At 63.2% G+C, this 13,924-nt stretch carries 10 protein-coding genes; 5 read left to right on the top strand and 5 right to left on the bottom strand.

What is annotated here, in order from left to right; translation table 11 throughout:
• Positions 1-47: 47 nt before the first annotated feature.
• Together lysS and L21_RS04220 are read left to right on the top strand one after the other, a co-directional pair.
• Complete coding sequence (gene lysS, locus L21_RS04225; RefSeq protein WP_074369250.1) at positions 48-1,574, top strand: lysine--tRNA ligase; 1,527 nt, start codon at positions 48-50, stop codon at positions 1,572-1,574.
• 19 nt (positions 1,575-1,593) lie between these two features.
• On the top strand, positions 1,594-1,788 hold the full coding sequence (locus L21_RS04220) for a YwbE family protein (RefSeq protein WP_074369249.1): 195 nt from the start codon (positions 1,594-1,596) through the stop codon (positions 1,786-1,788).
• Positions 1,789-1,790: 2 nt separating this feature from the next.
• Here the strand turns inward: L21_RS04220 and L21_RS04215 are convergent, their stop codons facing one another.
• The 5 genes from L21_RS04215 to L21_RS04195 all read right to left on the bottom strand — a co-directional run bounded on the left by L21_RS04215 (position 1,791) and on the right by L21_RS04195 (position 10,502).
• On the bottom strand, positions 1,791-3,671 hold the full coding sequence (locus tag L21_RS04215; RefSeq protein WP_074369248.1) for a HAMP domain-containing sensor histidine kinase: 1,881 nt from the start codon (positions 3,669-3,671) through the stop codon (positions 1,791-1,793).
• A 116-nt stretch (positions 3,672-3,787) separates the two neighbouring features.
• The gene (locus tag L21_RS04210; protein ID WP_074369247.1) at positions 3,788-5,674 is read right to left on the bottom strand and encodes a sensor histidine kinase; all 1,887 of its coding nucleotides are present in this window, start codon (positions 5,672-5,674) and stop codon (positions 3,788-3,790) included.
• Positions 5,671-7,560 (bottom strand): sensor histidine kinase, encoded by a 1,890-nt coding sequence (locus tag L21_RS04205; RefSeq protein ID WP_074369246.1) that lies wholly within the window; start codon positions 7,558-7,560, stop codon positions 5,671-5,673. Before L21_RS04205 ends, L21_RS04210 begins: the two co-directional genes overlap by 4 nt.
• A gap of 305 nt (positions 7,561-7,865) precedes the next feature.
• Positions 7,866-9,530, bottom strand: coding sequence for a thermosome subunit alpha (thsA, locus tag L21_RS04200; RefSeq protein WP_074369245.1), 1,665 nt, complete (start codon positions 9,528-9,530; stop codon positions 7,866-7,868).
• Between the two features lie 57 nt (positions 9,531-9,587).
• Positions 9,588-10,502 (bottom strand): transcriptional regulator, encoded by a 915-nt coding sequence (locus tag L21_RS04195; protein WP_074369244.1) that lies wholly within the window; start codon positions 10,500-10,502, stop codon positions 9,588-9,590.
• A gap of 47 nt (positions 10,503-10,549) precedes the next feature.
• Here L21_RS04195 and L21_RS04190 point away from each other — a divergent pair, with 47 nt between their 5' ends.
• From L21_RS04190 to pyrF, 3 genes are all read left to right on the top strand, one after another.
• Complete coding sequence (locus L21_RS04190; RefSeq protein ID WP_074369243.1) at positions 10,550-11,803, top strand: tRNA(Ile)(2)-agmatinylcytidine synthase; 1,254 nt, start codon at positions 10,550-10,552, stop codon at positions 11,801-11,803.
• Positions 11,804-12,324: 521 nt separating this feature from the next.
• On the top strand, positions 12,325-13,260 hold the full coding sequence (locus tag L21_RS04185) for a deoxyhypusine synthase (protein WP_074369257.1): 936 nt from the start codon (positions 12,325-12,327) through the stop codon (positions 13,258-13,260).
• Positions 13,257-13,892 (top strand): orotidine-5'-phosphate decarboxylase, encoded by a 636-nt coding sequence (pyrF, locus tag L21_RS04180; RefSeq protein ID WP_074369242.1) that lies wholly within the window; start codon positions 13,257-13,259, stop codon positions 13,890-13,892. Before L21_RS04185 ends, pyrF begins: the two co-directional genes overlap by 4 nt.
• The last annotated feature ends 32 nt before the right edge of the window (positions 13,893-13,924 follow it).

The raw sequence follows: 13,924 nt of genomic DNA, 5'->3' as shown, positions 1-13,924 counted from the left end.
ATTCCGGCCGGGTTCCGGGCTGCAGGACGAATGGAGCGATTTGTACAATGAGCGATATAGATCACACCTGTTTTGACACGGCAAAGATCGACAAGATACAGGAACTGCGCGAACGCGGGGTGACGGTCTACCCCTATACCTTCGACCGCAGGGATACCGTTCTGGAGATCAAGGAGCGGTTCTCCGCAATCGAGCACGATAAGAGCGAGGAGGAGGTCAGCACCGCCGGCCGCGTCTACGTCGTCCGCCAGCACGGCAAGACGATCTTCGCCGATATCGGCGACTCGACCGGCAGGATCCAGGTCTATCTGCGAAAGAACGATCTCGGCGAAGAGCAGTTCGACCTCTTCCGCCAGTACATCGACGCCGGGGATATCATCGGCGTCGTCGGCCACGTTTTCCGGACGAAGATGGGCGAGATCACCGTCTGGGTCGACCGGTTCGAACTCCTCACAAAATCGGTCTGCCCGCTTCCCGAAAAGTTCCACGGGCTCAAGAACGTCGAGACCCGTTACCGGCAGCGCTACCTCGACCTGATCATGAACGAGGAGAGCCGCGAGACCTTCCGGACGCGGAGCAGGATCCTATCGCTCATCCGGCAGTTCCTCTTCGAGCGGGACTACCTGGAGTTCGAGACGCCCACCCTGCAGCCGATCTACGGTGGTGCGAACGCCCGGCCGTTCACGACCCACCACAACGCCCTCGACCAGAAACTCTACCTCCGGATCGCGCCGGAACTCTACCTCAAGCGCCTCGTCGTCGGCGGGTTCGATAAAGTCTTTGAACTCGCGAAGAACTTCCGGAACGAGGACATCGACACCAACCACAACCCGGAGTTCTCGATGGTGGAGATCTACGAGGCCTACCGCGACTACAACGACATGATGGACCTCACCGAGGAGATCTTCTCGTTCCTTGCGGAGAAGGTGCTCGGGACGACCACCTGCTCGTTTGCCGGGCACGACCTGGACTTCTCCCGGCCCTGGCGCCGCCTCACGATGGAGGAGGCGGTCCGCGAGTACGCCGGGATTGATGTCGGGGCCATGAGCCTCGAAGAACTCCGCGCGTTCGGTCTTACCCACTGCGTCGAGGGCTGCGAGAGCGCCGTGACCCGGGGCGAGTACCTGGTCCTCTTCTTCGAGCACTTCGGCGAGAAGCACCTCATCCAGCCGACGTTCATCTACGACTTCCCAATCGAGAACTCGCCGCTTGCAAAGAAGCACCGCTCGAAGGAAGGGATGACGGAGCGGTTCGAACTCTTCATCGCCGGGATGGAGATGGCGAACGGCTTCTCGGAGTTGAACGATCCCCTCGACCAGAAGGCCCGGCTCGAACTGCAGGACGCGAAACGCCGGAGGGGCGATCTCGAAGCGCAGATGATCGACTACGACTTCATCAACGCGCTCGGCTACGGGATGCCCCCGACGGGCGGCGTCGGCATCGGGATCGACCGGCTGGTGATGCTCCTCACCGGCAAGGACTCGATCAAGGAAGTGCTCCTCTTCCCGCAGATGAAGACTATCGTCCCGGGGCAGAACGGGGACGGAGCGGAAGAGAACGGCGGGGAAGAGTGACCCCCCACAACCTTTTGTCATGAACGGACAGAACAGGGCCGCCATCAAACCCGGGATGACGGTGGATGTCGTGCTCAAGCGCGACCAGAAGACCGGCAAGCGCACCCGAGGCGTCGTCGCCGAGATCCTGACGAACTCGTCGTTTCACCCCCACGGGATCAAGGTCCGGCTCCGGGACGGCCAGGTCGGGCGGGTGCAGGAGATCGTCGGGTAGGATCAGGCAGCCTTCCGGAGGATGAGCCGGATGGCTGCGCCCTCCTCCGGCCGGCCCGCCACCCGGTCGTCCGCCCATATCTTCCCGCCGTAGCGCTCAATAAGCATCCGGCAGATGTAGAGCCCGAGGCCACGGCCGCCCTTCTCACCGTCTCCGCCGCTGAAACGGGTAAAGAGGTATGGCTTCTTCTCATCGGGGATCCCCGGGCCGTCGTCCTCGACCGAGACCTCAACCTCCTTCCCGCGCTCCTCGACCCGGATGGCGATCTGCCCTCCCGGGCCGGTAAACTTCTCCGCGTTGCCGATGAGATTTGTAAACACCTCCGGGAGGAGGTCGTCGGCGAGGACGGTAGCCGTGGTGCCGGCATAGGTGATCGAGACGTCCGGGTAATGCTCGATCTCCGCCCGGATGACGGGGTCGAGAGCGACCGGCCGGAGGACGACGGCCTCCTCCTGGATCTGCCGGATGGTGTTGACGTTCCGGATGATCTCGATGTTCTTTCTGAGACTCTTCCGCAGTTTCCCGGTGTAACTCCGCTGCTCCCCCTCGAGTTCATCCATGAGGAGATCCGCATACAGGCTCGCGGTATTCGTGGCGTTCCTGATATCGTGCGTCATGATATCCAGGTAGAGATTTGCCTTCTCCGTCGACTTCTTCAACTCCGCCGTGCGCGCCTCGACCTGTTCCTCCAGGTGCTCGCTGTACTCCCGTATCGTCTCTTCCGACTTCCGGAGATTCTGTATGCCCGATTTAAGGCTCGCGACCATCGTGTTGATGCTCCGCTCGAGCCGCACGACCTCCCGGGTCGCCGAGACCCGGACGGTGTGGTCGAGATCCCCCTGCGCGATGATATCGACGTCGTCGATGATCTCCTCGATGGGACGCGTGAGACGACGGGCCGCAAGAAAGATGACCGCGCTGCAGAGGGCGATGGCAAGAGATGCAGCGGCAGCGCGCTCGACGAGCATCCGATCGAGCTGGTTCTGCACGAGCCCCGTGTCGTACGTCAGCTCGACGACGACGCTTGGATCGGACGGATAATCGGGGTCTTTGAGGTCGATGAAGAGGTACCGGATCCGCTTTCCGCGCTCTGCATCCTGCACCTCGTGATCGGTTCGGCCGGGAATGACCGTCCCGGTGACGAACTCCCGCGTTCGGGCATCGGTGGGGCCGTCGGCCATCCCGACGGGGTTGCCGAAGATATCGTAGACGCGGATCGAATCGAGGTACGGGTTCATGGCAACGAACTCCTGCATGCTCTCCTGTGAGCGCAACCGGTTCCGCTCGATCACAAACGCATCCGGGACGAGACCGATCTCGAGGAGATACCGGTGATCCGGGGTGGGCATATAGGCGTACTTTCGGACCTGCCCGGTTGCAGGCTCGTAGACCACGCGATCGGGAGAGAACTCGCCCTCAAGACGCATCCGGGTGATCTCATCATAAAAACCCGGGACATTCCTGAAATCGAGGCCCTGATCGGGGGAATAGGTCGTGTACTCGATGACGCCGCTCTCGTTGATGACGTACAGGTCTATCCTGCCCCCGAGCCGTTCTTTAAGAGCAGAGAGATCCATCCTCGACGGATCCCCCTCCGCACGTTCGTACTCCCGGAGGAAGAGCGAAAACCCGTCCCGCATCCTCTCGTTGAGGGAGTCGTCGAAGAGTTTGAGGCCGGTATCCACATCCACGATCGATTCTCTGACGCTCTTCTCGGTGACGTCCTGCAGGGTCTCAAGATCCGAGGCCATCCTCTCTTCCGCCAGTATGTAGTCGTGGACCGCGAGGAGGCCGATGGTGGTGATGACGATGAGGAGGATGGTTGCGATAAGGAGATAGACAAACGGCCAGTCTTCCGGGTCGGGTATGCGGTCGCTCTTCATGGGTCTCAACTGATCGGGATCACACCAGAATGATAACCAGTGGGCATCCCCTCCACTAAACCTTTCGCGATCGGGGCAGGACTTCCCGACGGAGGAGATGAGGAGGCGAGCCGGCGCTACTCTCCCGGCGCCTTTCTGAGCGAAAAGCGGATGGCCGCCCCCTCCTCCGGCCGGTCCTCCACCCGGTCGTCCGCCCGGATCTTCCCGCCGTAGTGTTCGATGAGCATCCGGCAGATGTAGAGGCCGAGACCCAGGCCGCTCATTGCGCTGTCCCCGCCGCCGAAACGGGTGAAGAGGCGTTGCTTCTTCTCATCGGGGATGCCCGGCCCGGTGTCCTCGACCGAGACCAGCACCTCCTCCCCGCGGTCTTCGACCATGACGGCGATCTCGGCCGCCGGATCCCCGAACTTCACCGCGTTGCCGATGAGGTTCGCGAAGACCTCGGAGAGGAGGTCGTCGGCGAGGACGCCAATCGAGCGCCCCTCATACCGGATCCGGGACGTGGGGTGGTTCGCTATCTCCGCGCGGATCACCCGGTCGAGATCCACCCGTTTCAGCGCGTTCTCGCTCTCCAGGGCCTCCCGGTGGGTGGCGACGGATCCGATGATCGCGGAACTCCGTTCGAGCCGGGAGAGCATCTTCTCGGCCATCTCCCGCCGTTCTCCCTCGAGCACGTCGACGAGGAACCGGGTATATCCGATGGCGACGGTGTTTGCGTTGTTGATATCGTGGACCATGATGTCCAGGAAGAGGGTTGCCGCACGGTTCGACTCCTCGAGGTCGGCCGTCCGCTCCCGGACCCGCTCCTCAAGCCGGGTGCTGTAATCCCGTGCCGTCTCCTCCGAAGCGCGGAGGCGCCGGATATTCTCTTTGAGCGAGTCGACCATGGCACTGATGCTCTCTTCAAGACGGGTGAACTCCGTTCCCGCGGATACCCGGATCCGGTGATCGAGATCGCCCTGGGCAATGGTGTTGACGTCGTCGACGATCTCCTGTACCGGGCGGGTTACCTGCCGCGAGACCGGGACCGCGATGCAGCAGGCGGCAAGGCCTGCGAAGAGCGCGAGGAGAACGTGGGCGAGGCAGATCCCCCTGAGCCGGGCATCGAGCAGGGCGGTAGTGTAGGTTAACGCGACGACCCGACTCGCGTCCGAGGGGGATCCGGCAGCGGAGAGGTCGACGAAGAGGTACCGGACGATCCGCCCTGCTCCCGGATCGGCTATTGTCCGGTCCTGTTTCTCCTCATAGACCCCCCGGGCAACGATATCGACGACGGTGGGATCGACCGGGCTCTCCGAATCGGTCGCGTTGACGGATCTCCCGTAACAGTCAAAGATCCGGATCTCTTCGAGCGCGGGGTTCAACCGCATCAGGTCTTCCCGGATCGCCTGGTATTTCGGCTCGAACCGGTCCATCCCGACGGGACTGCAGACGAGTCCGAGCTCGAAGAGGTAGCGGCGATCCGGAGAGGGCATGTAGGCGTACTTCCGCAACCGCCCGCTCGCCGGCTCCGCCACGACCCGGTCGGCCGTGAACGTGTCGCCGAGCCGGATCTCCGTTATCCGGTCGTAGAAGTAAGGAATGGACTTGAAATCGAGACCGGCATCGGGCGGATAAGTCGTATACTCGATGACGCCGGATTCGTTGATGATATAGACGTCCACCTCATCCCCGAGCTGCGCTTTAACACGGGCGAGATCCATCTCTCCCGGATCCCCTCCCGCCCGCCTGTATTCGGCCAGAACCGGGATGAATGCCTCCTCCATCTGCCCATCAAGCGTGCAGTCGAAGAGGGTCAGACCCGCGTCCACCAGGCATATCGACTGAATGACGCCCCGCTCCGTCTGCTCCCGGAACCGATCCTCCTCAGCGATCAGGCTCTCCGCGACCTGCCGGTAGTCCAGGGCCGAGATCAGCCCGATCACCGGGAGCGTGATCAGGATCATGACGAGCATCAGGTGCGTGCCGAACCGGCGCGGACTCCTCCCCCCGGCCGCCGTCATGAACCGCCCTCCTCTCCGGCCTTCCGGAGGGTGAACCGGATGGCTGCGCCCTCCTCCGGCCGGCCCGCCATCCGGTCGGCCGCCCGGATCTTCCCGCCGTAGCGTTCGGTGAGCATCCGGCAGATGTAGAGCCCGAGCCCCGTCCCCGCCGTGCTGTGGGTTCCCCGGACCAGCCGTTCGAAGAGCCGCGCCTTTACCGCGTCCGGGATGCCCGGCCCGGTATCCTCGACCGAGACCTCAACCTCCTCCCCGCGCTCCGCGACCCGGACGGCGATCTCGACTGACGGCCCGCCGTGCTTCACCGCGTTGCCGATGAGGTTCGCGAAGATCTCGGAGAGGAGGTCGTCGGCGAGGACGGAGGCCGTGGTGCCGGCATAGGTTATCGGGGCGGGAGAGCGCTCGATCTCGGCCCTGATAACGGCATCGAGATCGATCGGGCGAAGCGACGGCACGCCTCCCTGAACCTGCTGGATGGTGTTGACGTCGTGGACGATCTCGATGCTCTTCGTAAGCCCCTTTCTCGCTTTCCCGAGCAGCTCGGCCTCGGGTCCTCCCTCGAGTTCGGCCTGGAGCAGGTCGGCATAGAGGTTTGCGACGTTGTTCGCGTTGTTGATGTCGTGCCCCATGATGTCCAGATAGAGGGTCGCCGCACGGTTCGACGCCTCGAGGGCGGCCGTCCGTTCCCGAACCTGTTCTTCGAGGAGACGGCTGTGCCGGACGATCGCCTCCTCCGACTCCCGGATCATCTGGATGGTCCCCTTCAGAGATCCGACCACACGCCGTACGCTCTCTGCGAGATGCATGAACTCCTCGCCTCCGCTCACTCGTATGGGACGCTCCAGATCGCCGCGGGCGACGGCATCGACGTCCTCGACGAGGATGCGTATCGGCCGCGTCAGATGGTGCGCGGCGAGGGCTGAGAGAGAGCCGATACAGAAGAACGCGATGAGCAGGACGCTCGCATGCCGGTTGAAGATTCCGGCGAGTTCGGCCTCCGCCCTCTGCGTGGTATAGGTCAGTTCGACGACCAGGCTCATGTCCGATGCGTAATCGGCGTCCGCCATATCGACGAAGACGTAGCGCACCAGTTCACCTGCAGTGGCATTCTCCGCCTCAACCACGGCCTTCTCCCGGTAAGCCCTGCTGACCATCTCCAGCCGCCGGTCGTCGTCGGGATGCGCCTCGCCGACGATCATCTCCCCCAGGCTGTCGAAGATCCGGATCTCGACAACGTCCGGGTTTTTGTCCACAAGATTCCGGACGGCCTCCCGGTACTTCAGCGCCGTGCGGTACTCCTGAAACTCGGATCCCGCAAGACCGAGTTCGAAGAGGTAGCGGTGATCCGGAGAAGGCATGTAGGCGTACTTCCGGAGTTCCCCGGACGCGATCCCGTAGACGGCCCTGTCGGCAGCAAACGAATCCCCGAGACGGATCTCCGTTACCCGGTCGTAGAAGTCGGGGATTTGCCTGAAATCAAGTCCAAGATCCGGAGGATAGGATGTGTACTCGATGACGCCGGATTCGTTGATGATATAGACGTCCATCCCGTCCCCGAGGCGCTCCCTGACCCGGTCGAGATCCATCTCTTCCGGATCCCTTCCCGCCCGCTCGTACTCGGCCAGAACCGGGATGAACGCCTCCTCCATCTCGTGGTCCAACGTCTTATCAAAGAGTTTCAACCCGGCATTCACCAGGTTCACCGCAAGGACGATGGCGGACTCGGTCTGGTTCCGGGACGCTTCGGCATTCGCCTCCAGTTCCTGCCTGACCGCCGCCGAGTCGACGACGGAGAGCAGGCAGACGGCAGGAACCGTCGCGAGGAGAATCGCAAGCAGAAGGTAGGCCATGAGCGGAAGCGACGGCCGGACGGGACTCTTCGCCTTCATTACATACGCACTCCGCTCCTCATGCGATACCTGCGGGGCAGGATCACTCTCTTACGGAGAGGTATATCTGCAACTATTTATCATAAACGATTTTGACGCAAAACAGGATGTTTGGGAAGATTATTTTGCCGTTGGGCACCGGAGAGAACAGTACATGCCCACTCTATAACCGTCCATTCGGGGGTGCCGCGTGACGGTCGGCCGAACAACTGCGAATCCACCCCTGACGGTGGAGAACCGGCGCGAAAAAGAGATGACGGAGCCGGATAGCGGCCCCGGACGTATCGCAGGACGGTACGGTGATCTTACATCGGGGGCATGCCCATGCCGCCCATGCCGCCACCCATGCCGCCGCCCATGGCAGCCATCTCCTCAGGAGAGGGACCGCCGGACTTGGATGAGGCAATGACGTCGTCGATCCGGAGGATCATGACGGCGGCTTCGGCAGCGCTTGCGATGGCCTGGGTCTTCACCCGGAGGGGCTCGACGACACCGCCCTTGAGCATATCGCCGGAGGCGGCGTTGAAGACGTCAAGTCCCATGTACTTCCCGCTCGCGCCGCCCTTCTCGTGGGATGCGCGCAGCGCAACGAGCATGTCGATCGGGTCGAGGCCCGCGTTCTCGGCAAGCGTCCTCGGGATGATCTCGAGGGCGTTTGCAAACGCTTCGATAGCGAGCTGGGCGCGTCCGCCGACGGTTGCGGCGTACTCGCGGAGCCGGAGCGAGAGCTCGATCTCGGGCGCACCGCCGCCGGCGACGAACTTCCTGTCCTCGACGGCAACGCTGACGACCCGGAGAGCATCCTCGATGGCGCGGTCGAGTTCGGCGACGACGTGCTCGGTGCCGCCACGGATGATGATCGAGACGGCCTTCGGGTTCTCGCACCCGGTGACGAAGATCATCTCTTCGCCGGAGACCTTCTTCTCCTCGACGCTGCCCGCCTTGCCGAGTTCTTCGGGGGCGATGGCGTCGATGGAGCTGACGACTGCCGCACCGGTAGCGCGTGCGAGTTTCTCCATGTCGCTCTTCTTGACACGGCGGACGGCGAAGATGCCGGCCTTGGCGAGGTAGTGCTGGGCGATGTCGTCGATGCCCTTCTGGCAGAAGAGGACGTTTGCGCCGCTCGCAACGACCTTGTCGACGATACCCTTGATCATCCGCTCCTCTTCATCGAGGAACATCTGGAGCTGGTCGGGGCTCGTTATGCTGATCTCGGCGTCGACCTCGGTCTTCTTGAACTCGACGGCAGCGTTCAGGAGCAGGATCTTCGCGTCCTTGACGGCGCGGGGCATGGCGGGGTGCACACGCTCCTTGTCGATGATCATGCCCTCGACGATCTCGGACTCCTCGATGGACCCGCCGACCTTCTTCTCGACCTTCACGAACTCGGTGTCGACGGTTCCGTCGGCATCGGCGACCATCGTGATTGCCCTGACGACGAGCTCGGTGAGCTTCTCCTTTGCGGCCTCGGCGCCCTTGCCGGTCATGGCGGTGTCGGCAATCTTCCTGAGCATCGCCATGTCGTCGGGCTTGACGTCGACGGCGATCTCGTCGAGGATGGTCTGCGCCCTGTCAGCGGCCATCCGGTAGCCGTGAGCGATGACCGTGGGGTGCACGTCCTGGTCGAGGAGGTCCTCGGCCCGCTTCAGGAGCTCGCCTGCGATCACCACGGCGGTCGTGGTGCCGTCGCCGACCTCGTCGTCCTGGGTCTTGGCGATCTCGACCATCATCTTCGCGGCGGGGTGCTCGATATCCATCTCTTTCAAGATGGTCACACCGTCGTTCGTGATGACGACGTCGCCGATGGTATCGACGAGCATCTTGTCCATGCCCTTGGGTCCGAGCGTTGTCCGTACGGCGCTTGCCACGGCCTTTGCGGCTGCGATGTTGCCCGACTGTGCGTCACGACCGCGGGTACGCTGGCTACCCTCTTTCAGAATCAGGATTGGTTGTCCTCCAAGACTTGACATAGGTATCACCGTTGTTAAGCGATAGAAAGGTAGGTTTGTGGTTCTATATAAATTTATTCACTCATTTATCATATCTATGAGTTCCGAGCCGTCTTCGAGGGTGTGGAGATGTTCTTCTCCGATAAGAAGCGTTTTGCCGATCTTTTTCTGCTTTTTGTAATCCGTGACGACGCACATTGCAAACGTCTTCGTGATCTGCGAGATGTTGCCGATCAGGGAAGCGCGCTTCACGACCTTCTGGGACGTGCCGTAGGCCGTCAGGATCGTGTGCTCATCAAAGAGCGCCAGCGCCTGGAACGGAGCCTGCCGCATCGCGTGGATCTCCATCCCCATGCGTTCGAGGTCGACAAGAACGTCGCCGGGCGTGGATTCGGCGGGCTTCTCGGGCTCGGGGGTGCGGTAACCGAGGAGCTCGATCGTCTCGACGAGCGGGGCGTTGAAGAGTTCCTCGAGCCTGATGGCGACGTCGAGCGTGGTGCCCATCCCGCCCTCGTACTTGCTGATCGTCCGCCGGGAGACCCCGAGGTGCGACGCGAGGTCTCCAAGCGACATCCGGGAGCGCTCCCGCACCTCGCGGAGGAGGTCGCCTTTGATCTTCACGTAGAGGCCGCCGGGGGAGGCGTAGACCATCGGCGAGAGCCCTTCCACAAAGTAGTCGTAGAGGGTCTCGGGGCTGAGGGCAAAGAGCCCGTAGCGGATGTAGACGACGCCGCGTTCGAGATCCGTATCGCGTGCCCGCTCCCCGACGATGAGGGGGGTGGCCTCCAGGTGCCGGGCAATCAGGTTGAGATCCCAGGCGATATCGGCGCTCACGCTGTCGATATGCGAGGCGACTTTGATGATGACGAGGTTATCGCCTCTCTTCGCGATAAGGTCGAAACTCCGCGGACGGATGTTGCATCGCTCCGAGACATCGAAGTTTGCAAGGAGCATGATGCTGATGACCATCTGGGGGAGGCGATCCTGCGACATAACCCGTAAGAATCGATATAGTCGGAGACGATATAAACTAGAGGGTTATGTGGATCGGGATCGACGATACGGACTCGCCTGCCGGGATGTGTACCACCTACCTCGGCGCGGTCCTGGTGCAACGGCTCGCGCGGAAGGGGCTGCGCATCGTCGGTGCCCGCCTGGTCAGGCTGAACCCGAACGTCATCCACAAGACCCGGGGGAATGCGGCAATCGCCATCGAGGCGGCCGGCGATCCGGAGACGGCCTTCGCACTCGCCACCGCGTGCGTCGAAGAACTCGCGGAGTTCGACGACGAAAAGACCAACCCCGGCGTGGTGGTGGCGAGCGTCCGGCCGCCGCCGGAGTTCTACTACGCGGCGCTCCGGGACTACTGCACCGTTGACGAGGCCGTCGCGGTGCTCGAAGCGGCAGGGGCGCTCTACCGGGGTTACAAGAACCGGCGCGGGCTCATCGGCGCAACGGCGGCAATAGCAAGCGATTTTCTTGACCTGACCTACGAGCTCCTCGCCTACCGGAAGCGCCCGGCATGGGGAACGCCGCGGCAGGTGGATGCGGCGAGCCTCTTTCGCGCCGAGGAGGAGACCTACCCCCATACCTGGGACACAGTCGACCGGGAGAACGGCGTGGTGGTCGGGGTGCCCCATACCCCCGACCCCGTCCTCTTCGGCATCCGGGGGGAGAGCCCGGCATGGGTGAAGGAGGCGCGTGCATATGTGCGCTCGGAGGAGCCCGCCTGCGAGCAGGTCTACGCCACCAACCAGGGAACCGATGCTCACCTGATCCCGGGCTCGATCGCAACGCTCCGGGAGGGACGGTCGTACCTGGTGCGGGGCACGGTCGCACAGATCGCGGCCACCGGGCCCGGCGGCCACGTCTCGTTTCTCCTCGAGGACTGCGGCGTCGACCTCCGCTGTATGGCCTACGAACCGACCAAGGGGTTCCGGGGCGTCGTGAGAGCGCTCGTCCCGGGCGACGTGGTGGCCGCGGCCGGGAGTTACAAGGGGGGGAGCCTCAACCTCGAGAAACTCGGCGTCGCCCGTCTCGCCGACGCAGCCCGGATCCGCCCGCCGGTCTGTCCCGCCTGCAAAAAACGGATGACGAGCGCCGGAACCGGCAAAGGCTACAAGTGCAGGGTCTGCGGCGAGCGCAGCCTTGATGCCGAGACCGAGCGAATCGAGCGGCAGATCGAGCCCGGGTGGTACGAGGTGCCCCCCACCGCCCGCCGGCACCTCGCGCGGCCGCTGGTTCGCGGCGTCCCGGTGTGGGAAGAGATCGTGCTTCAATCCGGCCGGGAGTGAGATCCGTCGTCCATCGCGTCAATCGAATGAAGTTTACAAAAAAAGATATATAACGTTTGGGAGTTAACTAGTCCCTGGTGATCCCGTGCCGACTATCTGCGGCGAAAGTATGCCTGCCCGGACCGGTCCGCCCGGACCGGTCCGCCCGCATCGGTGCCACCCCTGACGGGCGGAGTTCTGCGGCAGGCTATACGAGTTCGCGGCCGAGTATGCACGGAACGAAGACGAAGGTAACCCTCTGGACACCTTTCCGTTTCCGGCCCGAAAGTCCGCTCTCTCGAGAGATGGTCCGGACATACCGGACCCCGACACGGTGGGACAAGTGGGATCATCCCGTGTCGAATAACCAGTCATCCCCTGTCTGGCAGCGGGGACCCGGTCACCGGGCCCCCGCGACATTGCTATTTTTAGCAGAACATAGTTTTCAGTCGACGGACACTTCCCGGCGACCCCGGGAAAAGACGATCCATTATCTTGCATGAATGCCAATAACCTCGTACGGAAACTGGTGTAACAGTATCATGACCTTCAAGTACGGGGAAGCGGTTCAGCAGGCACGGGTGCACCCCGGGATGACGGTCGGCGAACTCGTCGACGAACTCGGGAAAGCCGGAGCCTACAACGGGGGATCGCTGTGGCAGGCGGTCAACATCTATGAACGGATGCTTCGCGACGAGAAAGCACTGAAGTTCTTCGGCCTCTCGGGCGCCATGGTGCCCGGCGGCATGGGAGGCATCGTCGCCGACCTTATCGAGAGAGGACATATCGACGTGCTCGTCTCGACGGGGGCGAACCTCACCCACGACGTCATCGAGGCGATCGGGTGCCACCACTACCACGGGACCGCTCAAGTCTCCGATACCGAACTCTGCGAGGAGGGGGTCAACCGGATCTACGACATCTTCCTCCCGAACGAGGCGTTCATCCGGTTCGAGGAGTTCCTGCAGGACGTCTACTCCTCCATCCCGGAAGGCTCGACGGTCTCGATCTCCGATCTCCTCGGCCGGATAGGAAGCAGGCTCGATACCGGGATCCTCTCCGCGGCGGCAAAGGTCGGGGTGCCGGTCTACTGCCCGGCCATCCAGGACTCGATGATCGGGCTGCAGTACTGGCTCTTCTCCCAGACACACAAGGTCACGGTCAGCGCGTTTGCCGACATGTCCGGGCTGCTCGACCGGTGCTTCGAGGCCGAGCGGGCCGGCACGATCCTCGTCGGCGGCGGTGTCCCGAAGAACTACATCCTGCAGAGTAAACTGATGACCGAAAGCGGGTTCGACTACGCGGTGCAGCTCACCGGCGACCGGCCGGACCTCGGCGGCCTCTCGGGGGCGACGCTCGACGAGGCCCGGTCGTGGGGCAAACTCACCGGGGAGGCCACCGCCGCGACGGTCTACGGCGATGCGACGATCAACCTGCCGCTCCTCGTCGCGGCAACCCTGGAGAGGCTGGAACGATGACCGAACTCATCCTCTCCCTCGACGTCCTCGACCGGGAACGGGCGGTGAGCATCGCGGAGTCGTGTGCGCCCTATATCGACGCGATCAAGGTCGGCTACCCGCTCGTCCTCGCGGCCGGTCTCTCTATCGTCGAAGATCTCGCCGATCTCGCCCTCCCGCTCATCGCCGACTTCAAGGTCGCGGACATCCCGAACACCAACCGCCTCATCTGCGAAGCGGTCTTTGCCGCCGGGTTCGACGCCGTGATCGCCCACGGGTTCGTGGGAGCCGATGCCGCAAGGACCTGCGTCGAGGTGGCGCACAGCCACAGCGGAGCGGCCTACATCGTCGCCGAGATGAGCCATCCCGGGGCGACCGAGTTCTTCCACGGCGGCGTGGCCGAACACCTCGCGGAGCTCGCCGTCTCCTGCCGGGCCGACGGCATCATCGCCCCGGCAACCCGCCCGGACCGGATATCCCGGCTCCGGGAGATCGTCGGCAGCAAGGCGATCTACTCGCCGGGCGTGGGGGCGCAGGGCGGCGACCTCGACACGGTGGCCCGGCTGGTCGACGGGGTCATCGTGGGAAGGAGCATCTACGAGGCGGAGAACCCGGGCGCCGAAGCCGAACGCTTCTCCCGCATCCGCCGGTGATGAGTTCTCCGTTCCGATCCCCGTCAGGGGAG

Origin of the sequence: Methanoculleus chikugoensis (genome assembly GCF_900095385.1) — an archaeon.
Taxonomy (GTDB): domain Archaea; phylum Halobacteriota; class Methanomicrobia; order Methanomicrobiales; family Methanoculleaceae; genus Methanoculleus; species Methanoculleus chikugoensis_A.
Note: the sequence above shows the minus strand (reverse complement) of the source record. Positions and strands in the feature narration are given on the sequence as shown.

Coding starts and splice junctions, on each gene's coding strand:
- lysS (WP_074369250.1), top strand. CDS start 48: ATGAGCGATATAGATCACACCTGTTTTGACACGGCAAAGATCGACAAG.
- L21_RS04220 (WP_074369249.1), top strand. CDS start 1,594: ATGAACGGACAGAACAGGGCCGCCATCAAACCCGGGATGACGGTGGAT.
- L21_RS04215 (WP_074369248.1), bottom strand. CDS start 3,671: ATGAAGAGCGACCGCATACCCGACCCGGAAGACTGGCCGTTTGTCTAT.
- L21_RS04210 (WP_074369247.1), bottom strand. CDS start 5,674: ATGACGGCGGCCGGGGGGAGGAGTCCGCGCCGGTTCGGCACGCACCTG.
- L21_RS04205 (WP_074369246.1), bottom strand. CDS start 7,560: ATGAAGGCGAAGAGTCCCGTCCGGCCGTCGCTTCCGCTCATGGCCTAC.
- thsA (WP_074369245.1), bottom strand. CDS start 9,530: ATGTCAAGTCTTGGAGGACAACCAATCCTGATTCTGAAAGAGGGTAGC.
- L21_RS04195 (WP_074369244.1), bottom strand. CDS start 10,502: ATGTCGCAGGATCGCCTCCCCCAGATGGTCATCAGCATCATGCTCCTT.
- L21_RS04190 (WP_074369243.1), top strand. CDS start 10,550: ATGTGGATCGGGATCGACGATACGGACTCGCCTGCCGGGATGTGTACC.
- L21_RS04185 (WP_074369257.1), top strand. CDS start 12,325: ATGACCTTCAAGTACGGGGAAGCGGTTCAGCAGGCACGGGTGCACCCC.
- pyrF (WP_074369242.1), top strand. CDS start 13,257: ATGACCGAACTCATCCTCTCCCTCGACGTCCTCGACCGGGAACGGGCG.